The sequence below is a fragment of the Petrocella sp. genome (assembly GCF_059865615.1).
The window spans coordinates 1-26,493 of record NZ_JCBCDA010000093.1 but is presented as its reverse complement, the minus strand read 5'-3'; the positions used below and the strand labels follow the sequence as shown (position 1 = coordinate 26,493).

The 26,493-nt window shown below is 39.2% G+C and carries 23 protein-coding genes and 1 pseudogene; all 24 read left to right on the top strand.

Annotated elements, in window-relative coordinates; translation table 11 throughout:
• Nucleotides 1-650, top strand: a 650-nt coding sequence (locus AC6F8J_RS10360; protein WP_500723154.1) for an HD domain-containing phosphohydrolase, incomplete at its 5' end; no start/stop codon positions are given.
• Nucleotides 647-1,219 carry a DUF5317 family protein gene (locus tag AC6F8J_RS10355; protein ID WP_500723152.1) on the top strand — a complete coding sequence of 191 codons (573 nt, stop codon included), beginning with the start codon at nt 647-649 and terminating at the stop codon, nt 1,217-1,219. The genes AC6F8J_RS10360 and AC6F8J_RS10355, both read left to right, overlap by 4 nt.
• Nucleotides 1,220-1,336: 117 nt before the next feature.
• On the top strand, nt 1,337-3,070 hold the full coding sequence (locus AC6F8J_RS10350; RefSeq protein ID WP_500723150.1) for a glycosyl hydrolase family 18 protein: 1,734 nt from the start codon (nt 1,337-1,339) through the stop codon (nt 3,068-3,070).
• Nucleotides 3,071-3,129: 59 nt separating this feature from the next.
• On the top strand, nt 3,130-3,969 hold the full coding sequence (locus tag AC6F8J_RS10345; protein WP_500723148.1) for a CPBP family glutamic-type intramembrane protease: 840 nt from the start codon (nt 3,130-3,132) through the stop codon (nt 3,967-3,969).
• Between the two features lie 73 nt (nt 3,970-4,042).
• A complete protein-coding gene (locus tag AC6F8J_RS10340; protein WP_500723146.1) occupies nt 4,043-5,089 on the top strand; it encodes an L-threonylcarbamoyladenylate synthase in 1,047 nt (348 codons plus the stop codon).
• 19 nt (nt 5,090-5,108) lie between these two features.
• The gene (locus AC6F8J_RS10335; protein ID WP_500723144.1) at nt 5,109-5,549 is read left to right on the top strand and encodes an arsenate reductase/protein-tyrosine-phosphatase family protein; all 441 of its coding nucleotides are present in this window, start codon (nt 5,109-5,111) and stop codon (nt 5,547-5,549) included.
• Nucleotides 5,550-5,593: 44 nt separating this feature from the next.
• A complete protein-coding gene (rpiB, locus tag AC6F8J_RS10330; protein ID WP_500723142.1) occupies nt 5,594-6,022 on the top strand; it encodes a ribose 5-phosphate isomerase B in 429 nt (142 codons plus the stop codon).
• Between the two features lie 40 nt (nt 6,023-6,062).
• Nucleotides 6,063-6,692 carry a uracil phosphoribosyltransferase gene (gene upp, locus AC6F8J_RS10325; RefSeq protein WP_500723141.1) on the top strand — a complete coding sequence of 210 codons (630 nt, stop codon included), beginning with the start codon at nt 6,063-6,065 and terminating at the stop codon, nt 6,690-6,692.
• Nucleotides 6,693-6,748: 56 nt separating this feature from the next.
• Entirely contained in the window at nt 6,749-7,801 is a 1,053-nt protein-coding gene (locus AC6F8J_RS10320) for a glycosyltransferase family 4 protein (RefSeq protein ID WP_500723139.1), read from the top strand.
• A 28-nt stretch (nt 7,802-7,829) separates the two neighbouring features.
• Nucleotides 7,830-8,939 carry a non-hydrolyzing UDP-N-acetylglucosamine 2-epimerase gene (gene wecB / locus AC6F8J_RS10315; RefSeq protein WP_500723137.1) on the top strand — a complete coding sequence of 370 codons (1,110 nt, stop codon included), beginning with the start codon at nt 7,830-7,832 and terminating at the stop codon, nt 8,937-8,939.
• A 128-nt stretch (nt 8,940-9,067) separates the two neighbouring features.
• Complete coding sequence (locus tag AC6F8J_RS10310) at nt 9,068-9,307, top strand: AtpZ/AtpI family protein (RefSeq protein ID WP_275842031.1); 240 nt, start codon at nt 9,068-9,070, stop codon at nt 9,305-9,307.
• The gene (locus tag AC6F8J_RS10305) at nt 9,294-9,722 is read left to right on the top strand and encodes an ATP synthase subunit I (RefSeq protein ID WP_500723135.1); all 429 of its coding nucleotides are present in this window, start codon (nt 9,294-9,296) and stop codon (nt 9,720-9,722) included. Before AC6F8J_RS10310 ends, AC6F8J_RS10305 begins: the two co-directional genes overlap by 14 nt.
• Before the next feature lie 43 nt (nt 9,723-9,765).
• Nucleotides 9,766-10,497: a F0F1 ATP synthase subunit A gene (atpB, locus tag AC6F8J_RS10300; protein ID WP_500723133.1), complete on the top strand. Its 732-nt coding sequence runs from the start codon at nt 9,766-9,768 to the stop codon at nt 10,495-10,497.
• A 50-nt stretch (nt 10,498-10,547) separates the two neighbouring features.
• Nucleotides 10,548-10,823: pseudogene (locus AC6F8J_RS10295) on the top strand (ATP synthase Fo subunit C); the annotation flags it as partial.
• Nucleotides 10,797-11,069, top strand: a complete 273-nt coding sequence (gene atpE, locus AC6F8J_RS10290) for an ATP synthase F0 subunit C (RefSeq protein ID WP_500723156.1) — start codon at nt 10,797-10,799, stop codon at nt 11,067-11,069. The pseudogene AC6F8J_RS10295 and the gene atpE (AC6F8J_RS10290), both read left to right, overlap by 27 nt.
• Nucleotides 11,070-11,139: 70 nt before the next feature.
• Nucleotides 11,140-11,430, top strand: a complete 291-nt coding sequence (gene atpE, locus AC6F8J_RS10285) for an ATP synthase F0 subunit C (RefSeq protein WP_125137112.1) — start codon at nt 11,140-11,142, stop codon at nt 11,428-11,430.
• A gap of 43 nt (nt 11,431-11,473) precedes the next feature.
• Nucleotides 11,474-12,055: a F0F1 ATP synthase subunit B gene (gene atpF / locus AC6F8J_RS10280; RefSeq protein ID WP_500723130.1), complete on the top strand. Its 582-nt coding sequence runs from the start codon at nt 11,474-11,476 to the stop codon at nt 12,053-12,055.
• Nucleotides 12,043-12,591 carry an ATP synthase F1 subunit delta gene (gene atpH / locus AC6F8J_RS10275; protein ID WP_500723128.1) on the top strand — a complete coding sequence of 183 codons (549 nt, stop codon included), beginning with the start codon at nt 12,043-12,045 and terminating at the stop codon, nt 12,589-12,591. Before atpF ends, atpH begins: the two co-directional genes overlap by 13 nt.
• A 20-nt stretch (nt 12,592-12,611) precedes the next feature.
• Nucleotides 12,612-14,135: a F0F1 ATP synthase subunit alpha gene (gene atpA, locus AC6F8J_RS10270; protein WP_500723126.1), complete on the top strand. Its 1,524-nt coding sequence runs from the start codon at nt 12,612-12,614 to the stop codon at nt 14,133-14,135.
• A gap of 7 nt (nt 14,136-14,142) precedes the next feature.
• On the top strand, nt 14,143-15,009 hold the full coding sequence (atpG, locus tag AC6F8J_RS10265; protein ID WP_500723124.1) for an ATP synthase F1 subunit gamma: 867 nt from the start codon (nt 14,143-14,145) through the stop codon (nt 15,007-15,009).
• Nucleotides 15,010-15,025: 16 nt separating this feature from the next.
• Entirely contained in the window at nt 15,026-16,411 is a 1,386-nt protein-coding gene (atpD, locus tag AC6F8J_RS10260; RefSeq protein ID WP_275842039.1) for a F0F1 ATP synthase subunit beta, read from the top strand.
• An 11-nt stretch (nt 16,412-16,422) separates the two neighbouring features.
• Nucleotides 16,423-16,857 (top strand): ATP synthase F1 subunit epsilon, encoded by a 435-nt coding sequence (gene atpC, locus AC6F8J_RS10255; protein ID WP_500723122.1) that lies wholly within the window; start codon nt 16,423-16,425, stop codon nt 16,855-16,857.
• A gap of 177 nt (nt 16,858-17,034) precedes the next feature.
• Nucleotides 17,035-21,897 (top strand): hypothetical protein, encoded by a 4,863-nt coding sequence (locus AC6F8J_RS10250; protein ID WP_500723120.1) that lies wholly within the window; start codon nt 17,035-17,037, stop codon nt 21,895-21,897.
• A gap of 14 nt (nt 21,898-21,911) precedes the next feature.
• Nucleotides 21,912-26,309 carry a hypothetical protein gene (locus AC6F8J_RS10245; protein ID WP_500723118.1) on the top strand — a complete coding sequence of 1,466 codons (4,398 nt, stop codon included), beginning with the start codon at nt 21,912-21,914 and terminating at the stop codon, nt 26,307-26,309.
• The last annotated feature ends 184 nt before the right edge of the window (nt 26,310-26,493 follow it).

Below are 26,493 nucleotides of genomic sequence, written 5' to 3'. Positions count from 1 at the left end.
TATACTTTGATTCTCAAAAAATGAGCATGGAAACCATTCAAGCATTAAATGAGGCCTTGTTAATGCGAGATGCCTATACAAGTGGTCATGCCACAAGGGTGGAGCGGTATGCGGCTATATTGGCCAAAGCCTTAAAATATTCACCAAATGAGATGGAAAATCTTCAAAAAGCAGCCAAGCTCCATGATATTGGTAAGATAGGTATACCTGATGAGATTCTAAACAAAAGCGGTAAGTTATCTGAGGACGAATACACCAAAATCAAGGATCATTCAGCCATGGGTGCTCAGATTCTTAGTAACGTAGATGTCCTTAGAAAGATTTCAGAAGCTGTAAAATACCATCATGAAAGACCAGATGGCAAAGGTTATCCGGAAGGCCTTATAGGGGAAACCATTCCAAGAGATGCTGCTATACTATCAATAGCAGACACCTTTGATGCTATGACCACCAACCGACCTTATCGTAAGGCATTGACACTAGATGAGGCGGTTGAAGAATTAATTCTCTACCGAGGCACTCAGTTTAATGCCAGTCTTGTGGGTATTGTCTTAGAACATGTAGATGAGTTCGGAGTGATTCTTGAAGAGAACCAAGAAGACCCATCGGATATTTATTACGATGAACCATTAAGTGGGGTCAGCGTATGATTGTTGAAAGCATCGTTCTATCAATCCTAGTTGGTTGGATTCGAAAAGGTAAACTTAAGCATTTGGGTTTAATAGAGATTAAAGGCATATACCTGTTTTTTGTAGGTAGTATTTTTCAAGTACTAATCTTTACAATGGCGAATGAGGAAGGCAGTGGCATCGGACGTCTGTTCTATGACCATTTTTATATATTGCACTTATTTACCTACTGCATTATCATGGTGCCAATCTTTCTTAACTTGAAATGGCGAGGTCTTAATCTAATGGGCCTTGGTTCAATACTGAATTTCATACCAATTGCAGCCAACCAAGGCAAGATGCCGGTTGCACTCCCAGCACCCTACGCACCCAACTTTGATCTCGGTCATGTTTTACTGGAGTCAGGGACCAGATTTAAGATGCTCTCGGATGTTATTTTTATTGGTCCGCCTTATCCCATGCCAAAGATCATGAGCATTGGTGATTTTTTCATCATGGCAGGTGTATTTTGCTTGATACAAAGTGCCATGATGCTAGAAAAAACCCATCATGGTAAAAGTAATAAAATAACAGGGAATGAATCCATATAAAAAACCGTAGGGTTATAATCAAAAGACCGACAGAAAAAAGTCAGGTCTTTTTAATTGTTTTGTAATAAAGTAGGGTGGAAGATATGTTAGAATAAGCTTTAAGTGAGGAGTGATAGCTTGTTAAAACTTTTAAGAAAGATATCTTTGATTTTTGTATTTCTTTTGGTTGGTTTTGGAACCAACTTTTTTGAAATAAGAAATTTTGATGAGTCTTATTTAATGGTACCCAATATGACCATGGAACCAATTGAAAACCTAATGAAGGGTTTAAGTGAGGATGAGACCTTAGTCATCTTTGAGAATGTAAGGATTGAGCTTGACCACTATCCTAGATATATAGACGATGTGGTATATGTACCAATCACTTTTGTAATGGAATACTTTAATGACGGTTTTTACTGGGATAATGAGGAAAAGATACTAACCTATACATCGATAAATGATGTCATACGTATGGAAACAGATGCTTTAACCTACTTTGTGAATAAAGAACCTATTTCTCTGGAGATACCGATTAGAGAATTGGTTCCAGACATACCGTTTATGCCCTTAGAATTGATGAAAAAATTTGCGCATCATGATTTCTATTATGATGGAACCATAGATACGTTGACCATAGAAGACAAAAGTTTAGATGGAACCTATGGAATGGTTATGCCAAGTACACACGAATATGGTATTATTCGTTCTTGGAAAGACAAGAAAAGTACAGTAGTCAAAAAAGCTGCAAGTGGAGAAGAAATCAGGATTTTTGATGATGATGGCATATGGCTTGAAGTACGAACCAAAGAAGGCTTGATCGGGTATATCCGTAAAGAAGAAGTAGGTGAAAAAAGATTAATTGTAGGTGAACCCTTAGTTAGAGAAATCTATAACTATGACACAAGACCAACTTTTGATGGTGCATTGAATCTGGCATGGCATCAGGTTACCAACACGACGGCCAATCGCTATTTAGATGATGTATTAGAAGGTGTTCGTGGATTAAATGTCATTTCCCCTACATGGTTTCACATAAAAGACTCAGAAGGGAACATTACCAATATTGCAGACTTAGATTATGTAAATAAAGCCCATGCAAGAGGTATACAAGTTTGGGCACTATTTTCAAATCAATTTGATCGTCAGTTGACCCATGAGGTCCTAAGCAGCACAAAAAAAAGAGAAAAAGTAATACGAGAGCTATTGGCCTTATCCGCGCTCTATAATCTAGATGGTATTAACGTGGATTTTGAAAACGTTGGGCAAGCAGATGGACCCTATTTTATCCAGTTTATGAAAGAACTGACCCCTTATCTTAAAAACCAAGGCTTGGTGGTCTCAGTAGATATGTACGTACCCTCACAGTGGACAGCCCACTATGGCCGTAAAGAAGTGGGGGAGATTGTAGATTATGTCATGATTATGGCTTATGATGAGCACTGGTCCACTTCTCCAAACAGTGGTTCTGTCGCCAGTATTGGATTCGTAGAAAAAGGTATCACAGATACACTAAAAGAAGTACCAAAAGAGAAGACGGTACTAGGGTTACCCTACTATACGAGGTTGTGGACTGAAGAAGTAATAGATGGAGAAGTCAAAGTATCCTCAAGAGCTTTTGGTATGGATACAGCCTATCGAATCATGACGGAAGAAGGTGTAGAGTTCAATTGGTTAGAAGACATTAAGCAATACTATGGGGAATATGAAAAAGACGGTAAAACCTATAAAATGTGGCTTGAAGAAGAAAAATCAATTGAAGAGAAAGTGAAGTTGCTTTCTAAGCATGAATTAGTTGGTGTAGCAGGATGGAAGATAGGTTTAGAAAAAGAAGCCATATGGAATGTGCTTAGAAAACATTTAGTACCATAAATAAATCAAGCAACAAATCAAAGTATTGGATAGGTTGCGTGAAAACATAGGCGGTCGGCATGAAGCGATTAAGGGCTATTTTGGAATGTATATTACTTATTGGTATCGTGTACCTAATCTATGAGATTATGTATTTTGCATACAATTATATTATTTTTTACGGTTTGCATCAAGGGTGGGAAATGTTACATATTGAAGCGTATACACATCTAGGTGATATAGAAAGTATAACGTTAGAATACGTAAGAGACCATCCCTTGGAATACACCCTATTAAGTTGGCTTGTGGTTGCATCTTTATTTCTAATCGTTGCAGTTTTTTCCAAACAGAAATTAAGTCAAATATTTGCGCTTAGACAGATGAACATTAAAAACAGTTTAGCAAGTATGGTAACAGGTATTGGTTTAGTTTTTTTAATGAATGGCCTGATTAGATTCATTAGTGCGGCAACAGATATTGAGTTTTCATATTTAAGTTCTTCAACTTTTCGAGTCTATAATTTTGGGTTTCTCATGGTAATCGTAGGTATATTAACACCTATATTTGAAGAGCTATTCTTTAGAGGCGTTGTGCTTAGTAGGCTATCTTATGGATTCGGGCCTTTTGTAAGTATAGTATTATCAAGTGTGATCTTTTCACTCAGTCATATGAACCTCGTTCAAAGTATATATGTTTTCCCTGTAGGGCTGTTGGCGGCAATCCTCGTTTATAAAACAGGTTCCATTCTATCCGCGATTTGGCTACACACCTTATATAATATTTTGAACATTTACCTTGCTAAGATTAACTTTTTTCAGTACAATAGTGTACAGCTTTTAATCTTAATATTAATAGGAATAAGTCTACTTGGGGTTGGTATATACCAATCGGAAGTACAAAATACTATAGAAACGCCTTAATGGATTCATTTTTTCAGAAAGTATGTTATAATTATACAGGACAATAATCCGAATGAATAGAATACGGTGACCAATGGATACAAGAATTTTGCATATAACACCAGAAAATCAAATTGACCTAATCAGAGAAGCAGCAATGACCTTGAAAATTGGTGGTCTAGTTGCTTTTCCTACTGAAACGGTTTACGGGATTGGTGCGAATGCCTTAGATGCATCCATTGTCAGAAAAATATACGAAGCTAAAGGAAGACCTTCGGATAATCCATTAATAGTCCATATTGATCATGCTCAAGAGGTTGAAAAATATGTAACGGAGATTCCGGAAATAGCCAGACCCTTAATGGAAGCTTTTTGGCCAGGGCCATTAACGATGATCTTCAAGAAGAACCAAGTAATACCATATGAGATTACAGGTGGTTTGGACACCGTAGCCATTCGAGTGCCGGCACATCCCCTTGCTAGGGAAATCATAAGGCAAAGCGGCTTACCTATTGCTGCGCCCAGTGCCAATATATCAGGAAAACCAAGCCCTACCATTGCAGCCCATGTTATAGAAGACCTAAAAGGTCGTATTGATATGATTATTGATGGTGGAGACGCTAATATCGGTCTAGAATCAACTGTGTTGGACTTGACATCGGAGCCGGCTGTGATACTTAGACCGGGTGGGGTTACCAAAGCAATGATAGAAGCGATTATAGGACCGGTGGTTCTAGACCCAAAAGACCTTGGACTATCGGTTGATGAAATACCAAGAGCACCGGGAATGAAGTATAAGCATTATGCACCAAAAGGCAGATTGGTTATTTATTACGGCAGTAAAGAAAAAGCCATAAAAGCCATGAATGATTCAGTTCAAAAAAGCTTGAGTAATAAAGAAAAAGTCGGAATTATTGCAACAAATGAAGACCGTGAGGCTTATAACTGTCCAACAATTTTAACGATTGGTTCAGAACACGATGCCTATGAAATTGCCTCTAACCTCTTTAAAGTATTAAGACAAATGGATGATTTAGGTATTGAAAAAATACTTACACAAGCCTTTCATGAAAAAGAGATTGGTGTTGCAACCATGAATCGATTGTTAAAAGCAGCAAATAATGAACAACGCTTTGTATAGAGGAGAGTATACGAGTCATATGAAAGATTTAATGTTTGTTTGTACAGGTAACACCTGCAGGTCGCCAATAGCAGAAGGCTTAGCAAAAAAAATAATAGGTAAAAACAAGGCGATTATATGTTCTCGGGGTATTTCCGTCAACTTAGAAGAGCCTGCGAATATGAAAGCTGTAAAAGCCATGGAAAAAAAACATATTTCGATTAAGAACCATAAGTCAAAAAGGTTTGATCCTAAAGAAGTAACAGAGAACATGCTTATACTGACAATGACGAGCAGACATGAGACATATTTAAAATACCACTATCCGATGTTGGAAGGCAAAGTATATGTCTTGTTGCCATATATACAAATGACAGGTGATGTAAAAGACCCCTATGGTTTGGGTCAAGAGGCATATGATCAGTGCGCTGACCAATTAGATACTGCTATCAGTAAGCTGATAGACCAATTAAAAGCATAATATAGTAGTCGTGTCAAATAGTACGAGGTAGAAGGAGGAAAAAGATGATAGCAATAGGTTGCGATCATGGCGGTTACGCCCTTAAGAAGGAAATCATTCAGGCATTTGATTCAAAAGGTATTTCCTATATAGATTTTGGGACCCATGACGAGGAAGCAGTGGATTATCCGGATTATGCAAAACAGGTTTGCAGATATGTATTAGAACATGAAAAAGCTCAAGGCATATTGATATGTGGTACAGGTATCGGTATTTCCATAGCGGCCAATAGGCATAAAGGTATAAGAGCGGCACTATGCCATGATTGTTTTTCTGCTGAAGCGACCAAACTTCATAACAGCGCGAATGTTTTGTGTCTTGGAGGACGGGTTGTAGGTCCCGGACTGGCTTTGAAAATTGTGGATACATTTATTAACACGGATTTTTCTAATGAAGAACGCCACAGAAGACGTGTAGAGAAAATAGAAGATTAGGTGTTAAACAAACAAAAGATGATCCTATAGGAGGGAAAAAATGTCAAATGTATTTGTAATGGACCATCCACTTATTCAACACAAAGTGGGTGTCCTAAGAAAAGAAGAAACGGGTTCCAAAGAATTTAGAGAACTGGTTAATGAGATAGCCATGCTCATGTGCTATGAGGCGACAAGAAACCTTCCTTTACGTGATGAAATCGTTAAGACGCCGGTTGCAGAAGCAACTGTCAAACAAATAGCAGGTAAGAATCTTGGTATTGTACCGATACTAAGAGCCGGACTTGGCATGGTGGATGGGATGTTAAGCTTGGTTCCAACAGCAAAAGTTGGCCACATTGGCTTGTATCGTGATCCGGAGACCCTTAATCCTGTTGAGTATTATTGTAAGTTACCTTACGATGCTGCAGAACGAGATATATTTGTACTTGATCCAATGTTAGCAACCGGTGGATCAGCTATATCAGCTATACAATTCATTAAAGATAAAGGCGTTAGTCGTATCCACTTCATGTGCTTAATCGCAGCACCGGAAGGTGTAAAAAAAGTGCAAGAGGCCCATCCGGATGTAGACATCTATATTGCGGCACTTGATGAGCGGCTAAATGACCATGGTTATATCATTCCTGGACTTGGGGATGCTGGAGACCGTTTATATGGAACGAAATAAATTATATAGAAGTCGGAAAATTTGGAGATGATGGAATAATGGAATTTCTTAAAAACTTGAATATCAATATCATCTATATCATAGCCTTCTCTTTGGCGTTTGGTATTACGGTGTTGGTAACACCCTTGAGTAAAAAGTTGGCCATAAAAGTCGGTGCCATTGACCACCCAAAAGCATTAGGTGTCCATGATAAGCCGATGCCACTTGCAGGCGGATCAGCAATTGTAACCGGTTTCATTTTTACATCCCTTTTAATAGCACCATTAGTTGGTGGTTTTGTCTCGATGGAATTTTTCGGACTCATCATAGGAAGCATCATCATAACCATTGTTGGCTTTCTAGATGATATCTATCAGCTTAGCCCTAAGCTTAGAATATTTTTTCAGATTTTGGCAGCTTTAATTGTTGTTTTTTCGGGAACCAGTATTGAGATTCTATCATGGCCATGGGCCAATGGCGGTGTCATACAAGTAGGTTCAATAGGCAATGTCCTAACGGTACTATGGATCGTCGGACTAACCAATGCGGTAAACTTTCTTGACGGATTGGATGGTCTTGCAACAGGTGTGGCATCCATTGCATCACTAAGCTTTATGATTATATCTTTTATATTCGGACCTCCGGTTATTGTTGTATTGGCAGCCACACTTGCAGGCGCCTGCTTAGGATTTTTGCCTCACAATTTTAACCCTGCTAAGATTTTTATGGGTGATACCGGATCTACGTTTTTAGGTTTTACATTGGCCGTCATTTCCATTCAAGGTTTAACAAAAAGCTATACAGTGGTTACCGTCATTGTTGGGGCTATCGTTCTGGGACTACCCATATTTGACACATCATTTGCCATTATACGACGATTGGTTAATAAGCAATCCATATACAAAGGTGATCGCGGCCATTTGCATCATAGACTTGTAGACAAAGGAATCAGTCATAAAAGAGCGGTCTTAACCATGTATGGCGTTAGTGGTTGCTTTGGTATAGCGGGTATTCTTTTTGCCTTAAAAGATTTTTTCTTAGCCTCTTTGATTATTGGCATCATCTTGTCTGTGTGGTTAGGGGATATCTTATATACCAATTATCAGAATAAAAAGATTAAAAGTGATTAATTACATATAGAAGCATCGGAGGAAAACCATGAAAGTTATGAGCATATTTGGTACAAGACCGGAAGCCATTAAGATGGGACCGGTAGTAAAAGCCTTGGAAAAAGAAGAAGGTATAGAGAATATTGTATGTGTGACTGCGCAACACAGAGAAATGTTAGATCAGGTACTTGAAGTGTTTGATATAAAACCGGACTATGATTTGGATATTATGAAGCAACATCAGACATTAACAGACATTACCACAAGGGCCATCAAAGGTCTTGAAAAAATCATGGAAGAAGCCAAACCGGATGTGGTGCTTGTTCATGGTGATACAACCACGACATTTGCAGGTGCACTAGCAGCATTCTACCATCAAATCGCAGTAGGTCATGTGGAAGCAGGTCTTCGAACCTATGACAAATACCAACCCTTTCCGGAAGAAATGAATAGAAAACTAACCGGAAGTATTGCAGACTATCACTTTGCACCAACCGAAACGGCTAAAAAACATTTAATCCTTGAAAATGTTGAAGAAGCCCGTATTGTTGTTACAGGCAATACAGTTATTGATGCCCTATCATCTACCATCAATGACGCCTATCATTTTACCGTGGATGCTCTAAACCATATTGATTATAAACACAAAAAAATAATCGTCATGACGGCCCATAGACGAGAAAATCTAGGGAAACCCTTAGAAAACATATGCGAAGCCGTTCTAGAGGTTGTTAACCTTAGACCGGATGTTGAAGTAGTCTATGCAGTGCATCTTAATCCGAAGGTTATGGATGTGGCCAATCGTATATTAGGCCATCATGATCGCATCCATCTCTTACCGCCACTCGAGTTGAAAGACATGCACAACCTACTGGCAAGATCCTATCTGGTATTAACAGATTCCGGTGGCTTGCAAGAAGAAGTACCCTCTCTAGGCAAACCGGTACTTGTTCTTAGAGAAGTAACAGAGAGACCGGAAGGTGTAGAAGCGGGTACGCTTAAGCTTGTGGGAACGGATAAAACCAAGATTATAAATACAACTATAGAATTATTAAAGGATACAAACGCTTATAATAAAATGTCAACAGCCGCCAATCCATATGGAGACGGCCATGCATCAGAACGCATAGTAGCATGGTTAAAAGCCAATCACAAGTAAATTGAGTTTGCAAAACAGATAAAATATCGTGAAAATCATAACAATTATTGGTGAATCTTGTGAATATATATTTACATTCGTCTTAATTACAGGTATAATACTATCTTGTAGAAGGGTTGTGAGAAGTCATGAAATTTGATTATCTAAAGAATTTGGCCCTTGTCAGTCAGATTGGTCTATTAATGGCAATACCTATCTTTCTTTGTATCTTTATAGGACACTGGATAGATGGGAAGCTTGGAACCAATGGATTATTCCTGATTATATTCTTAATCCTTGGTGTTTTAGCAGCCTTTCGAAACCTGTTCGTTACCGTACTTAGTAGAGTTGATTCGGGAAAGAAGGGTTCTAAGCATGACAGAAAATAAGTCGATTGTGTGGTCTCTTTCCTGGAAAGTATTGATCATATTATGTATTACTTTTGGCGTAGGCGTTCTATTGGTTGACGATATAGCTACCTATGCAAGAGGTATATTACTAGGTGGCTCGGTCACCTTGTTAAAAATTAAACTATTAGAAATCACATTGAAAAGAGCAATAAAGAAACCACCTAGTGCAGCTAAGAGTTATATGAGTGTGCATTACATGTTACGCTATGTGGTTACATTTATCGTTCTTTTTGTGGGTATAGCCATACCGACCATTAGTGGTGTGGCGGTTATTCTAGCACTTTTAAGTTTGAAGTTAGCGGCTTATTGGCAAGGTGCCCTTGAACCAAAGGTGCCGGTTGATGGCTCTATTGAATTCTTAGAGTGGGAGGATGATGAAGAAACTGACTTTTAAGTCTAAGTAGTCTCAAATGTCTAGCAAAAGGAGATGATCACAGATGGATTTTAGCATTTATGTTGCCAAAGTAGTCCGTATTGGCAGCTTTGAGCTCTGGATCACAGAATCAATGATTAACTCATGGATCATTTGTGGCGTCCTAATTTTAATTGCCTTGATTGTAAGAAATGCAATTAAAAATCCCCAAAAAGTACCAGAAGGTGTTCAAAATGTTGTCGAATTTCTAGTGGATACACTGGATAACTTTGCTGAAACGACTATGGGCAAGCACGGCAGAAAATTTGGATCCTTCTACGGTTCTATGATTATTTACATACTATTATGTAATATATCGGGGTTGTTTTTAGGACCAAACATTGGCGCACCACCAGCTGGAGAGCCAAAAGTATTAATTGATTTCATGAGACCCCCAACCGCTGACTTTGCACTAACATTTGCATTGGCCATGATTACGTTCACCATGGTCCAAGGTTTTGCCATCAAGGAAAAAGGCGCTTTTTCTTGGTTAAAAGGCTTAACCGAACCTTTGTGGCCTTTAACGCCACTTAATGTTATTGGAGAGTTGGCCAACCCAATATCCCTTAGTTTTCGTCTTTTTGGCAACATATTAGGTGGAACAATTATCATGGGATTGTATTATAATCTACCCTGGTTTGCACTAATCGGCATTCCTGTAGCCTTACATGCGTATTTTGACATATTTGCAGGTGTGTTACAGGCTTTCATATTTGTTATGCTGAGCATGACATTTGTTGCCAGTGCGATGGATTAGAATGGTCACATTCAGTAAAGTGAGGTGAAAAAATGGATGGCCTTTTTGAAATGATTCTTAATTTTCTAAATAACACAGACAGATTTGCTTTGATTTTATCAGGTTCGGCAATTGCAGCCGGTTTGGCTATGGGCGCAGGTATCGGTCCTGGTATTGGTCAAGGCTTTGCAGCAGGAAAAGCGGCTGAAGCGGTTGGAAACAATCCAGAAGGTGGTAGACAAGCAACCATCGTCATGCTACTCGGCGCAGCTGTAGCTGAGACTTCAGGTATATTTGCACTGGTTATTGCCATCATCATGTTGTTTGCCAATCCATTGGTTGGCAGAGAAGGAACAGCGGTTGTTCTCGCAGCAAGCGCTATTGGAGCAGGACTTGCCATGATTGCAGGTATCGGACCGGGTATTGGTCAAGGATATGCAGCAGGTAAAGGCTCTGAGGCCGTTGGAAAACGTCCTAAGTTACAAAGTCAGATCATAAGAGCCATGTTGTTAGGTCAAGCAGTTGCTCAGACAACAGGTATATATGCACTGATTATAGCACTAATTTTATTGTTCGTTAACATTTTCTTCTAGGAATAGTAAATAGAAGAAGTCAATTTATAACAAAAATCATAAACTTATTGAATATAAGGAGGATTTAAAAATGTCAGATGTAAATCAAATCGATGGAAAAGCGTTAATATTAGCGAGTTCAGCAATCGGAGCAGGTTTAGCTATGATCGCAGGTATAGGTCCTGGTATCGGTCAAGGTTTTGCAGCAGGTAAAGGTGCAGAAGCGGTTGGACGTCAACCAGGTGCCCAATCCGATATTATCAGAACCATGTTACTTGGTGCAGCGGTAGCGGAGACAACAGGTATCTATGGTCTTATCATTGCCATCATTTTATTGTTTGCGAACCCATTAATTACGAAATATATGGAATTAAGTCAATAATCCGGTATAACTTTTACCCTTTAACGAAAGGAGGAAAGGTGAATTGAATGGTTTAAATATGGTAATGCAAAATCTTTCGACTTCCTTACCACAACTTAATGCACTTCCAGAGCCTTATGTTATCTTTTTTACAGATCAAACCATTATTCAAGTCATAGTCCATATACTTACTGTATTGGTATTATTTTACATACTTGGAAGGCTACTTTTCAAACCTGTAAGAAATATTTTGCAAAAAAGAAAAGAAGAGATTGCCGACGAATATAAGCGTATAGATGAAGATACAGAAGCATTGGCAGCCCTTAAGACGGATTATGAAAGCAAATTACAAAATATCCATCAAGAGGCAGAAAAAATACTTGCACATGCAAGAAAAAGAGCTATTGAACGCGAAGATGAGATTATAAAAGAAGCAAAAGATGAGGCAGATCGACTAATAAAAAGAGCTCACCTTGATATTGAGCGTGAGAAAGAGCAGAGCAAAGACGAGATGCGTCGTGAGATTATCGGTGTTGCAACTGTAATGGCAAGCAAATTTGTTGCAGCGTCCATCAATGATGAGTTGAAGAATCAACTTGTTGATGAAACCCTTGCAAGTATTGGAGAATCCTCATGGTTGAGTTAGTAGCAAAACGTTATGGTTCAGCAATCTTTCAGCTTGCCGAAGAAAAAGATGCTGTAGATGATTTGCAAAAGGATATTCTATTAATTCAAGAAAGTTTTTTAGATGAGGGTTTGATTGAATTTCTAAGTCATCCCAAAGTTTCTATGACAGATAAGATCAAATTACTTGAAGACACATTGACAGATAAGATTGGCCAAGACCTATTAGGTCTTATGATTCTAATCTTAAAGAAGAACAGACAACAATACATCTCTAATATCTTGAAAGAAACTCTTGATATGATAGACACCCATCAAGGTAAAGTGAAGGCTTATATTGAGTCTGTGGATGAACTAAGCAGCGAGAAGAAAAAGCAGATTATCGATCAATTGGAAAAGTCAACAGACAAAAAGATCATTCCGGAATACAGAATTGACAACACCCTTATAGGTGGCTTGTTCATTCGAATTGGAGATCGGGTTATTGATAACAGTATCAAAGGACATATGCATATGATGTCTAAGAAGCTGTTAGAGACTAAAATTAATTTTTCGTAGAAAGGCGGTGTGACCTCGGTATGAATTTGAAACCAGAAGAAATCAGCTCAGTGATCAAAGAGCAGATTAAACGCTACAAAACCAAATTAGAAGTTGCCGATGTAGGTACTGTAATTCAGGTTGCCGATGGTATTGCCCGTATACATGGCTTAGAAAACGCTATGGCAGGAGAGCTACTTGAGTTTCCTGGTGACGTTTATGGTATGGTTCTTAACCTTGAACAAGATAATGTTGGTGCCGTGTTAATGGGATCAGACAAGGGTATTGGTGAAGGTGATATTGTAAAAGCCACAGGACGGGTTGTAGAAGTACCAGTCGGTGATGCATTAATGGGACGTGTTGTCAACGCAATTGGTCAGCCAATTGACGGCAAAGGTCCAATTAGCACAGACAAGTTTAGACAAGTTGAAAGAGTTGCACCTGGCGTTATCGAACGTAAGTCCGTCGACACACCACTTCAAACAGGTCTTAAGGCGATTGATGCCATGGTGCCTATTGGACGTGGACAAAGAGAGCTTATCATTGGAGACAGACAAACAGGTAAGACAGCGATAGCTATTGATACAATTATGAATCAAAAAGATTCCGGTGTATTATGTATTTATGTAGCCATAGGCCAAAAAGCTTCAACAGTTGCACAATTGGTTAAAAAGTTAGAAGAAAATGGCGCAATGGACTATACGACCGTAGTTGCGGCCAACGCCTCTGAACCAGCGCCACTTCAATTTATTGCGCCTTTTGCAGGTTGTGCGATTGGTGAAGAATGGATGGAAGAAGGTAAAGAAGTCTTAATTATTTATGATGATTTATCCAAACATGCTGTTGCCTACAGAGCCATGTCACTACTGCTTCGTAGACCACCGGGACGTGAAGCTTATCCTGGAGATGTATTCTATTTGCATTCCAGATTGTTAGAACGTGCAGCAAAGCTTTCTGATGAGCGTGGTGGAGGCTCTTTAACCGCCTTGCCAATCATTGAAACACAAGCAGGTGACATATCTGCCTATATCCCAACGAACGTTATCTCCATCACGGACGGTCAGATTTTCCTTGAGACAGAGATGTTTAATTCAGGGATCAGACCTGCAATCAACCCGGGACTATCCGTATCTAGGGTTGGTGGTGCAGCTCAGATCAAAGCCATGAAGAAAATTGCCGGACCCATTCGTGTTGAGCTTGCTCAGTATAGAGAGCTGGCAGCTTTTGCCCAATTTGGCTCAGACCTTGATAAAGAAACAAGAGATCGTCTAACACAAGGTGAACGTATTATAGAAATACTAAAACAAGCTCAATACAAGCCTTTAAAAGTTGCAGAGCAAATTGTGATTTTATACGCTGCGACTCGAAAATTCTTAATGGATATCGAGCTTGACGATATACATAAATTCGAAACTGGACTAATGGAATTTGTTGAAACCATGTATCCGGAAATCTTAGCAGACTTGATTAAAGATTCAGGTTTGACAGATGAGCTTGATAAGCGTCTTGAAGACGTGATTGGTGAATTCAAAACAGACTTCATGAAGAAGAGTGAAGAGGTGTAATTAATCGATGGCATCAATGCGTGATATTAAACGAAGGAAAAATAGCATACAGAGCACCCAACAAATCACCAAGGCGATGAAGCTGGTTGCAACTGCCAAGCTACAAAAGGCAAAGGAGCAAGCGGTCAAGACCAGACCTTATTTCCATAAAATGCATGGTACCATCACTTCAATTTTAGCCCAAAGCGGTCAAGTCAGCCATAAGTACCTAGACGAACGAGAAGGTAAGCATAACACCTATATCGTTGTTACATCCAATAGAGGATTGGCGGGCGGATACAATAATAACGTCTGTAAAATGGTAACGACTCATCGCGTTGAAGGCGAAGATGCAAGTGTAATTGCAGTAGGACGTAAAGGAAGAGACCTTCTAAAAAGAAGAGGTTTTAACATCATTGAAAGTTATAATGAAATGATAGATATGCCCGAGTATGGTGATGCAGCAAAGATCGGTACAGAGTTACTTAAACGTTATGTAAGTGGTGAGATTGATCATGTTTATATCGCTTATACGGCATTTGAGTCCACTTTGAATCAAGAAGCAAAACTCATTAAGCTTTTGCCTCTGGACTTTGATGATTTTGTAGAAGAAAAACCGGACGAAGAACATTTGGAATCCGGTATCAACTATGAGCCAAGTGTAGAAGAAGTGCTAGACAGCATTATTCCACAGTATGTCAATAGCATTATATTCGGTGCCTTAAAAGAATCCATTGCAAGCGAACATGGTGCACGTATGACAGCCATGGACTCTGCAACGAGCAATGCATCGGATATGATTGACAAGTTAACCCTTCAATACAACAGAGCCCGTCAAGCATCTATAACCCAAGAGTTATCTGAGATTGTTGGCGGTGCAGAAGCACTAAAGTAAAGGAGTGAATAGAAAAATGTCAAAAAACGTTGGGAAAATCACTCAAATTATTGGTGCGGTATTAGACATTAAATTCGAAACAAGTGAATTACCTCAATTATACAATGCCATTACAATCGAGAGAAAAAACGATATACCTTTGATTGTTGAAGTAGCGGGTCACCTTGGAGACGATATCGTCAAATGTATCTCAATGGGTGCAACAGACGGATTGATAAGAGGTATGGAAGCCGTCGATACAGGAAGCCCAATAAGGGTACCTGTAGGTGAGGAAACACTTGGCAGAATGTTCAATGTAACAGGGGCAGTAATCGACAGTAAGCCAGCACCTGTTACAAAAGATAAGTGGTCTATACACCGTGAGCCACCAAAGTTTGAGGAACAATCTACAGAATCAGAGATTCTTGAAACAGGTATAAAAGTTGTTGACTTATTATGTCCCTACCAAAAAGGTGGAAAAATCGGTCTCTTTGGTGGTGCAGGGGTAGGTAAGACTGTGCTTATTCAAGAGTTGATTAGAAATATTGCAACAGAACATGGAGGTTACTCCGTTTTCACAGGTGTTGGAGAGCGTACCAGAGAAGGAAATGACTTATACCATGAGATGGCAGAATCAGGGGTACTTGATAAAACCACCATGGTCTTTGGACAAATGAATGAACCGCCAGGGGCACGTATGCGTGTTGGTCTTACAGGCTTGACTATGGCAGAGTACTTTAGAGATGAAGGTGGTCGAGACGTTCTTCTATTTGTTGATAATATTTTCCGTTTTACCCAAGCCGGATCTGAAGTATCCGCCTTACTTGGACGTGTGCCAAGTGCGGTTGGATATCAACCAACGCTAGCAACAGAGATGGGTATGCTCCAAGAACGTATCACATCAACAAGAAAAGGTTCCATTACTTCTGTACAAGCGGTATATGTTCCAGCCGATGACTTAACAGACCCAGCACCGGCAACAACATTTGCCCATCTAGATGCAACGACAGTTCTATCTAGATCTATTGTCGAACTTGGTATATACCCAGCTGTTGACCCATTGGACTCAACCTCTAGAATACTTGACCCAATGATTATTGGGGAAGAGCATTATAGTGTAGCCCGTGGTGTACAAGAGATACTACAAAGAAACAATGAGTTGCAAGATATCATAGCCATTTTAGGTATGGATGAATTATCAGAAGAAGATAAGACTTTAGTTATGCGTGCAAGAAAGATTCAAAGATTCTTGTCACAGCCATTCTTCGTAGCTGAGACATTCACAGGTCTTGAAGGTCGATATGTACCTTTAAGCGAAACCATTCGTGGTTTTAGTGAAATACTTGAAGGAAAACATGATAGCATACCGGAAAGTGCATTTCTAATGGCAGGAAATATTGACGATGTCCTTAGTCGTGTATAGTAGGTGATTTTATGGCGACAAACAAAATCGAATTACATATTGTAACACCGGATCGTGAGTTTTTTACCGCAGAAGTGGATGCTTTGTCTTTTAAGACAACAGAAGGTTTCATAGGTGTACTATATGACCATATTCCTTTGATAACAACACTAACCAGTGGTAAAGCTGTCTTTAAAAATGATAAAGACACATTTGAAGCGGTATTGCATAATGGTTTTGCAGAAATTGGCGAAGAAAAGGTGACCATATTGACTGATGCAGCTGAATGGGCAGATGAGATTGATATGGACAGGGCCTTATCTGCTAGACAGCGCGCCGAGAAGAAGCTTGAAGAAATGACCCATCATGATGAAAAACATAAAGAAGAAGACGTTGTTCAAGCACAAGCATCACTTCTTAGAGCTTTGGCTAGGATTGAAATAGCACAAGCAAGGCAGGACAAATAAGAATATAATACTAATTAGAAATAACAAGAGGCAGTCCGACTGGGCAGCCTCTTGTTATTAATTTGTAATATACCTTTTATCAGATTTCGGTAATCATATGAGCATTCTTTGCCGATATACATAAGAGTCTTTCTAAACATAAATTGATGACTGAATATAGAAAAGGTGGAGCTTCATATGAAAACGTTAAAATATAAGCGCATCATCATAGGCATCTTAATCATAACATTAGTGGCCATATTTGGCATCGTCCCCATGGAGCTAGAAGCGGCTGATGGTACTTTGATATGGAGAAAACTAGATACAATGGACACCAACTTCACCATAATTAACAATAAGACCGGTGACAATGAGATTCTATTGGAGTTGGATTTATCCGTCACAGGCAATTATGCTTTATTTTATCATCTAGAAGACGGCCGTCAAACAGAAATCCGGTTTCAACAGGCCTATGAAAAAGTGGATGTGAAGTATTTTATTAGAGAAGATTTAGGCGCGACCAATGTCACCCAAGATCTAGTCTCTAATTCTTATTTACAGATGGATTATAATCTTACAGTGCCGGATTGGCGCTTTGATGGCGCCAAACTGGTTGGCCCCTCAGGCGGCTTAGAATTTAGCATTCCAAGATCTGCTAGCTCACAATACCCTGGTGTTGCCTTTGAGGTAGATAACAAAAGAGTCTATATCAAGTGGGATTTTCAACTAGGAAAAGCCTTTGTACTCTTAAGAAACTATAACAAGGGCTTTGTCATGCCCGTAAGTTATGTAAAGCCAAATGGAACGACTGAGAACATTAAGGTTCTCAAAGGTCTAGAGGGCTTTACCGTCACGCCGACCCATCTAAGAGAAAATGAAGCAGGGACAGCCAATATAGAGATTAAGCCCATAACACAACCCACAGATGCAGGCAATAAACCAGGGAACAGGCCTGGACTGGATATCAAGTTCAAACAACCTAAGGAACTGGATAATGATACATGGACCTATGATTATGAATTAACCAATTTAAGTAACATAAGCGCTATCATCGAACTGGATGATATCGGCTCCGATTCCTATCTGGACTTTAATTTTAGACTCAAAGACTTTGGAGATTTGGACGACAGCAACCCTATTTATGCACTGGATGTAGATGATGCTGAAGCGAATGTAGATGTCGGTTATGACTATGACCCGGATACCTACGAGTACAAAGTAAGACTGGTCAAGGACAACTCGGACCTATTTGATGATGGCAAAACCATTCAATGGTCAGAACTAGAAGCCAGCCGTATTTATAATGTCAATATTGGTTTTCAAGTGGATCTGGATGCAATCGGTTTTGAAGATTATGGCTTTACCGGCTATAGACCTGTGAATGGTTTTGGGTATACCTATATGGCCTATGAACTTAAGCGGGCTAACGCAAAAGAAGCCTATCTGGATATTGTACCATACGACATAGGCAGTCAGGGGGATGTTGAATATATTATCCTCTATAGTAAAGTTGTTAAACCCGAACTGGATCCAAACGGTGACCTGTGGCTCAAGAATTATCATTCTACGGCTGGGGACAATGATGAGATTTTTATCCCTGTACCATTTCAAAGCACTTCTTCACAAGATGCCTATCAGGTATTTGTGAATTTTGCTGGGGTTCAGATTCGATCCCAAGTGCTGAACTATAAGGCAATTGATGATCAGAACGTACCCCCAACCACACCAACCATTCGAACTATAGAGAATGTCATCGTAGTACCTCCGCAGGATGAGACAGATAACCCAACCAAAGTCGAGATGGACTTGGTATGGGATGCCCCAACCAATAAAACAGTCAAGGAGCTGGATGATATATTCAAAGATGGCGGATCACTTTTTTATGAATTGTCTGTGAACGAAGTACCCACAAACAACGTGAGCAACCCTTATCAAGTTATCAAAGTGTTTGAGGTCTACAAAGAGGATAACGTCTATAAGCTTAGGCAATCCAGTGATGTACCTGGAACGCAACCAACACCATCTGAACAACTCAACTATGCATTTGGTTATAATAAAACCGATGAACGCCTTAGGTTAAACAAGATTGTTCTTTATGAAAATGGTTCTTGGATTAACACTCTAGATACGGTTATAGATGAAGAAGCATTAGATCCCTATGTAGTATCAGATTCCCAAACACCCTATGATTTTGAATTTCCGGGGGTCAATTACTTAAGAATCAAAGCCATCACAGTAAAAGACGGAATTGTATCTGAATCTCAGATGTCCATACCGGCCAGTCTTTCACTAAGTATGGTTACTTATGATATTCCAATGGTAGACACATTGACTTACGACCCATTATATGGCAATGTCCAAGACCGTTCAACAGGTGTCACTTTAAAATGGCATACAGTGGATGTAGCTAACTATGAAAGGAACATGCTAGAACCCATTAACAAAGCCATAGAAAGTATTAATTACAAAATCTATATCTCAGAAGCATTGGATCAAGTTTTACCATTAAACGAAGATGACTCGGAATATGAACTGCTGGATATGACCAATGAAGGATTAATGCTTATTGGTGACGACACCATCAATGAATTAAGAGATGGTGAAGTGGTTTACTTTGTACGTTCAACACCCAATGGCACCAATACCAACTTAAGCGTAGATGTTCAGGGCCTAGATGCCAATAAAACGTATTACATTCGGATTGTAACACAGCTTGAGATTACCGACGATGAGATAAGAGAATCGGACCCATCCAGTGTACTAAGTGCTACAGTACCTCAGACCCCTATACCACCGGGAGATGAAGAGATTTTCCCATTAGCGCCTGAAGGTTTTACAGTTGATTTTGCCGATGAAGGTTTATTAAATGCAGGCTTAACATGGTTCTTACCGGCAGCCATGGCATTTGAGAATAATCTAAACGGTTTTGAAGTTTTAGCCATTGAAGACAGAGCACTTCCTGAGAATCTATCAGCCAAAACAATAGGCATAACAGATATATTAGATGGCTCAGAGTTAAGTAGTGACGTGGTTGAAGGATGGCGCATCTACAAACATGAAGGTATAACCTATTTGAAAAAATACAACAGACAGACAGGTTTATGGGAAGATAAAGACCTAGCTTTACTTGTTATTGAAAACAATCGCTTCTATCTGATTGATGATGCCAACGCGCCTAATAAAGTCAATTACTACTATGTACGGTCAACAAAAATTGAAGGTGAGTTTGTCACGAACACATCACCTTGGGTTCCGGGAACCTTAACCACAGCACCTGTAAAAGGCCCCATCAATCTCATCGTTGATTATGAATCCGGATACACTTATGAACCAAAGACAGCCTTAATCATTCGATTTGACGCACCTATACCCGAGATGAATCAGATTGGTTCAGACTATCGTATTGAAGTCTTTGTAAAAGGGGAAGATGATATGGATTATAGTATCACAAAGTATCCGGCCATACTTCTTGGAGATACAATTGGTGGTCCTGTAGGCTATAAAAGATTGCATTATAGGATTACAGACTTAAAGCCAGGTAAGACTTATAACATCAAGATTAGAATTGAAGATCGGACAAAACCGGAAGAAATATTACCGGACGGATCCAGAGTATATCCGAAATCACCCTATTCCGAAACCGTAGTATCAAGAACAGAATTTGATCAAGAGAGTTACGATAAGGAAAATAAATACTATGAATATATTGATTATTACTTAAGAAAAGCGGAAGCTTTAAAACAACTAATTTACTTTAAGATAACCGATACAAGTAGAGAAACAGCGGTAAAATACCGTGAGAATTATGGAGAAGGTATCATAAAAAGAACTATAAATGGTGAGCTTACTCTGTATTCCGATAACAAAGCCACCAATACGTATTATTTACCGTCCAACTCCCTTGAGGCAATAAACGGACACAACGTAACCATAAAAATCCAAAGTAAAAATCAAGTGGTTGGTATAAGACCCAGAACCCTAGGTATCAACATCACCAAAGAACTAGGTGAGATGGTAGAAGAGATTAAGCGTTATAATAGCACTTATAAAGATTACTACTTAAGAATAAAGATTCATACAGATACTTTTACCGGAAAGATCAACAACATTACCCCTTCCAGTGAAGTGGTGCAAGTTGAGCTGGCTTTGGTAGGTAGCTTTCAATTAGAAGAAGAGATTGATCGGCTTATGGTCAGCACCTTAGACAGTGTTATTGCCAGTAATAGGGCAGGATTGATTGTGGATATTGAAAATGAACTAAAAAAAGGCATTAATGATACGCAACTCATTGGAATAGTCGACCAAAGGGTTAAGAAGGTGGAGCAGGCTTATATAAGTCAGGCATCCAATCTATATTTTAATAACATCAGTTCGAATGTGACAAGCATCAGTCAACCAAGTAAAGCCATATATATTGCCTTGGCACCCATAAAAAGTCCGGCCAATAATGAAATATACACCAGAGAAAACAACGTATGGAAAAAAGTAAACAGCACATATTTTAATAATAGACACTATGTAGATGCCCTTAAGCTGAATCCTTATATTCTCTTACCATCTTCTAACACATCTGTGGATTTGGTACAGCTTTATGCACAAGATGGTATTGATGTCATCAATTATTATAATCTATCCAGTATTTTTACGGCCAATGATTTTCAAAGTCCAACGAAAGCAATTCAGAAATATCAGTGGGTATCAGCTCTAGCAAGACTTATTGGTGCGCCTGAAGGTCAGGATACGGCGGATTATTTGAGAAACAGAGGTATTAACGCAACAACATTAAACAGCTATCAAACATTAAGGAAGGACCAAGCCTTAGGCTTGTATATAGACACCTATGCCTATCGGCATAAGATTAATCTAAACCGAGTTGTTATAACCAATTACAATATTATATCGGATATTGGAGAGGCAGATGCAGCGCTTAGACAAAAACTCATTATTGGTGCTAACTTAGGCATTATTAAGCCTGAGGGCGGTAGAATAAGTCCAAGTCAAAGCATCACGATGAAAGAAGCCATGCAACTATTGATTACACTACATAAGGGCTTGAATTGATGGGAGGTACCAACATGAAAAAACAAATAGCATGGATACTGACTTTGGCAATAATGATGACCACCATGAGCATAAGTCATGCCAATATACAGTTACCTGTGGACAGGCTTAATATTGACAATATCTTTTTTGTCGTTGGAGAGAATATCATTACAGGTGATCCAATCATCAACCCAACAATGTTCATCAGTTGGGAAGATCCGGATGAATGGGCAGCTGGGGATATTGTACATACGCCTGAGTTTTATGAAGTGATTGTAAAAAACATAACCCTAGGAACCAGTACGACCATTCGTGTTAACGCCGGATCTGCGGAGTTTATTAACAAGACGATGGAAGTGCATAATAAAGTGAATCTTCAGACCGGTAGTTTCTATGAGATTAATATTCAACCGTATCACTATCATATTGTAAATAACAATGGTACAGATGTTTATGTCCTAGCACCTTTAGCCCAAGCACCTGTAAAAGCTTATGGTATTACAGACATACAGGTTGATTTTGAAAGCAATGAGGATTCCATACAAGTTATTTGGGATGACTTAGGTTTGCCCGAGTTTCAATACCGTATAGTATATGCCTTAGGTGATTATTCCAGCCGTAGTAAGCAAGAACTGCTAAATAACAAAGAAGGGGAAATAACAGGATTATCCATCGATAGAGATGATGTAACTTCCTTCTATGATCCAGTAGCAAGACGTCAAAAGTTATCTTATACAATCAGCAATAACATTTATCCGGGACAAGTCTATTCAGTTATGGTTGAACCGATGGTGGACTATTACAATGGTTATACTATTGTAAGAAACCGTAATTTCCCACTCATCAAAAGTCTATCGACCAATGTAGAACTTTCTTTGGTAGAAGATGGGGATTATTTACGTCTGCAATGGGAGATTCCGGCCAGTTTTAGAGTAGGGCAGGCACAAGAACAGTATGAACTTGTTGAAGCCGTCCTTATGGAATATCAAGGTGGTAGAGGGCGTAATTTGGTTATTTTCGACGGAGAAGCAGCGTCTATTGGCTACTATCGATTGCAAAAACCCATTATTGAAACAGAGTATGAATTAAAATTAACCTATAAAGCAGTAGATGACACATCCAAACCTCCAATTGAGCCTATTTCCAATCGTCTACGCTATGTACCTTCAGAATTTTTGATAAAACCAACAAAACCCTATGTACCCAATGTGATATCTCCAAGTATCATACAAGACTTAAAACAAGGTAATACACTAGATCAGATTAGAACCATATTATCTGAGAAGTATTTGATACCTGGGTATAGCTATACAGGCAGTGTAGATAATCTTATCGGTCAAAATGTGACCTTTCATGTTGATGCTTACAATACAGCCATTAACTTCACTTGGGGCGCTTTTATGCGTATTGACGTTAATCCGGCATCAAGCACTTACGGTCAAAATATTTATGATACCAATGTGTATTATGATATATGGGTAACAGATGAGCTTAGCACACTGGCCTATGCAACACCGATTGTAAATGAAGTGCGCTATAATTCAACGACAGACAATCGTGTACTCCTAAATGCAGAAAACAAAATTATTGGTTTTAGGGAGCAACTCAATTTTTATTACGACACAAGCCAAAACGAGATTATAGAAATCAAACCTAATGAAATATACTATATTAAGGTACAGGCGAAAAAAATAACATCTCAAGGCACCTTAGTTTCTGACCCTACGATTACAGCCATATACTATACCTATGGTGGAGATGCTTTTGAACCACCAACCATAGCTAAGCCACCTCTTAAGGTCAAGGACAGTGAGACCACACAGACAGGGGTGACTTTGAATTGGAAAGAATCATGGCACGAAGTAATTGGGAAAAATGTTGACCTAGATAACCCACTAAGCACTTGGCAGCATCAAGTATGGGTAGAAGACGATGGAAGCATCCATATCACACCGGTATCAGGCGCCGATTATTTCCCGGTATATTTAGGTGATGAAGAGATAGGGAAGCTACAAGACCATCTAGACGGCATTGTAGGGCTAGATCCTATAGACCTTATACAAAGAAAGGTAGACCTTGGAAACGACGATTTTGGCGTTTCGGATGTTAAATATAAGTTTTTAAAGATACCCTACCAACAAGTTTTAGAGACCATAGCAACCAGACAAAATGTCAACCCGGCATTTTCCTTTGCAGATTATTATGACGAACTGATAAAAAATGATAAAGATGGAACGACACCATTAACATGGATTGATATCACACCTTATTCAGATACTACAGATAATACTTATTTGGCCTATAGAGAAAACGGTTTGATAGCCAATACATCTTATTTGTTTATACTCTATCCATACAGAGAAATGTTTGGTAATGAGCTCTTATATGCCCATTACCCTACACCAATTGTGGTGTCCACCAACCCTGAACCTGTTGTGGTTACACCCGATCCAACAGTACCATCGGTTTACATAACAGGCTATACATCTTCTGATATTACAGTTACATGGAAGTATAACTTAGATTTTGAATATGAACTGGTATATGGTCGAACCGATGACATTACGAAAGCAACCCCTGTACCAATCACATTACCGACCAATCAGTTGGATCCTAGCTATCCACAAGATGGCGCCTACTTTGATGTCCTAGTAGATGATTTATTTCCATTAACCAGCTACTATTTCTGGGTAAGGGCAAAACAGACAAGTAACAACAAGGTATCTCAGTGGAGTAATCCAGTCTTAGGTCAAACAAGAGACGCTGTGGCACCTATTCCACCAAGAGGTGTGGGTATAGCTCCAAACTCAAGAACGCAGATCTATGGGTATGATAAGAGTGTAACCGAAGACTATATAATTATTGATTGGATTAAAGACTTAGGTGATGTAGAGGTGAAGGCGGACTCAAAAGTAAAAACAAACTATACCTATATCATGGAAGTGGCAGATAACCCTAAGTTCATAGACCCAATTTATATTGAAAGTACGGGAGGAGACGGGGACGTCATACCAAGTGGTGTAGAGATTCTTGAGAAGAATCTGGTCAAAATCAATGACTTGATTCCCAATCGAAACTATTACATTCGAATGAAGACCCGATTAACCATAACCGGTAGCGAACAAGGCCAATTACTCATAAAAGAATCATCCTCCTATACCATACCCATTAGAGTCATCACTTTAGCTTCCGGAAGTGAATATGATGGGTACAAGGATCCTGGTGCATTCATATTACCTACAGAAGATTTTGAATGGATTTATAATCCGAGTCAAGCTTCTTTGGAATACCGATTTAGGGAGGATGGGACAGACGCTTCTGGAGGCGCAGATAACTTTGTAAACCAACGTCTGATTTCTAAATTAATTAAAGACAAGGCCTATGAATATGTTATAGACTTAAATCGTTTTGAAGACAAAAAAATTGACAGCCGTAGAATTACAATACCCTATACTGTTATAGAGGCCTTTTTAAAGTATCAGATTAAGTTAAAAATAGAAGCCGATGATTTGACCATTGAGATGCCTGCAAAAGCCGTTATGGGAGCCATAAATAAGCAAGTAAGTGCCCATGGTGTGGCACCAAATGTCATTATTGATATCCAGAATCTGGATTCAGCGACAACCATAGCACAGATTCAAGAGGTCGCCTTAACAGCCATAGCCAATCCGAAGCAAGTGCTTATATCTGTTTCAAGCAATCGACAAGTGGACACCCTTCGTTATCTGGACCAACCAATGGGGATTGGTCTAAAAACAACATCAATATACGACTTAAATAACTCAGATACAGCATTATATGTTAAAGATGCCAATGCGAATTGGTCAAAAGCGAATAATGGCCATTATAGTACAGTAAATGGAGTTATGTCTTTTGAAACCGCAGATGTCGGCAGTTATGGTCTTTACGCTATCAGCCGTCCAACCAACATAAGCGGCATACATGCGGCACCGGCCCATTGGTCGGAGCCATACAGACGTGATGTCTACAACCGTTATACAATAAAAGGTATACAAAACTATAATCCAAATAGCAACATCAGTGAAAAAAATCTAGTACAAGCGGTGTACGGTTCTGTAACAGAAGCAGATACAATTGATTTATCGAAGTTGCTCTCGAATCAAAACATGACTAGCTTACTTCGTTCAGGTATTAAGACAAACGAAAGTCAGACAAAGCCAACAGTTACGAGAGAAGAAGCATTAAGTGTATTTGTACGTAGTTATGAGATCATGAACAATACCATCATTGAATTAGATACCACCATCTACAATAGAATCAGAAACGATCGTAATATTAGCCCAAGTTATCATACCAATCTGACGAAGGCAGCAACACTCGGTCTTATATCAGACACGAGCACCATAAGACCTAAGGACACCATGACTTATGGTGAGTTCTATACGATTTGGTCAAGGACGCTAAGATAATGGGAGGGCTTATGAAAACCTTTAAGAAATCCATTAAGAAAGTATTTAAGAAAAGTCTCATAGGCGTATTGGTGATGGTTATGGTCTGTGGAATGCCAGTCATGGCCGCACCTAGAGTTATTAGTGAAGTACAAGTCCTCTCAGACCACAGTGCCGTCATCAAACTCACTTGGTCAGATCAAGT

Bases quoted from the DNA above. Each gene is read 5' to 3' on its own strand.
- AC6F8J_RS10355 (WP_500723152.1), top strand. From the start codon at position 647: ATGATTGTTGAAAGCATCGTTCTATCAATCCTAGTTGGTTGGATTCGA.
- AC6F8J_RS10345 (WP_500723148.1), top strand. From the start codon at position 3,130: ATGAAGCGATTAAGGGCTATTTTGGAATGTATATTACTTATTGGTATC.
- AC6F8J_RS10340 (WP_500723146.1), top strand. From the start codon at position 4,043: ATGGATACAAGAATTTTGCATATAACACCAGAAAATCAAATTGACCTA.
- AC6F8J_RS10335 (WP_500723144.1), top strand. From the start codon at position 5,109: ATGAAAGATTTAATGTTTGTTTGTACAGGTAACACCTGCAGGTCGCCA.
- rpiB (WP_500723142.1), top strand. From the start codon at position 5,594: ATGATAGCAATAGGTTGCGATCATGGCGGTTACGCCCTTAAGAAGGAA.
- upp (WP_500723141.1), top strand. From the start codon at position 6,063: ATGTCAAATGTATTTGTAATGGACCATCCACTTATTCAACACAAAGTG.
- wecB (WP_500723137.1), top strand. From the start codon at position 7,830: ATGAAAGTTATGAGCATATTTGGTACAAGACCGGAAGCCATTAAGATG.
- AC6F8J_RS10310 (WP_275842031.1), top strand. From the start codon at position 9,068: ATGAAATTTGATTATCTAAAGAATTTGGCCCTTGTCAGTCAGATTGGT.
- AC6F8J_RS10305 (WP_500723135.1), top strand. From the start codon at position 9,294: ATGACAGAAAATAAGTCGATTGTGTGGTCTCTTTCCTGGAAAGTATTG.
- atpB (WP_500723133.1), top strand. From the start codon at position 9,766: ATGGATTTTAGCATTTATGTTGCCAAAGTAGTCCGTATTGGCAGCTTT.
- atpE (WP_125137112.1), top strand. From the start codon at position 11,140: ATGTCAGATGTAAATCAAATCGATGGAAAAGCGTTAATATTAGCGAGT.
- atpH (WP_500723128.1), top strand. From the start codon at position 12,043: ATGGTTGAGTTAGTAGCAAAACGTTATGGTTCAGCAATCTTTCAGCTT.
- atpA (WP_500723126.1), top strand. From the start codon at position 12,612: ATGAATTTGAAACCAGAAGAAATCAGCTCAGTGATCAAAGAGCAGATT.
- atpG (WP_500723124.1), top strand. From the start codon at position 14,143: ATGGCATCAATGCGTGATATTAAACGAAGGAAAAATAGCATACAGAGC.
- atpD (WP_275842039.1), top strand. From the start codon at position 15,026: ATGTCAAAAAACGTTGGGAAAATCACTCAAATTATTGGTGCGGTATTA.
- atpC (WP_500723122.1), top strand. From the start codon at position 16,423: ATGGCGACAAACAAAATCGAATTACATATTGTAACACCGGATCGTGAG.
- AC6F8J_RS10250 (WP_500723120.1), top strand. From the start codon at position 17,035: ATGAAAACGTTAAAATATAAGCGCATCATCATAGGCATCTTAATCATA.
- AC6F8J_RS10245 (WP_500723118.1), top strand. From the start codon at position 21,912: ATGAAAAAACAAATAGCATGGATACTGACTTTGGCAATAATGATGACC.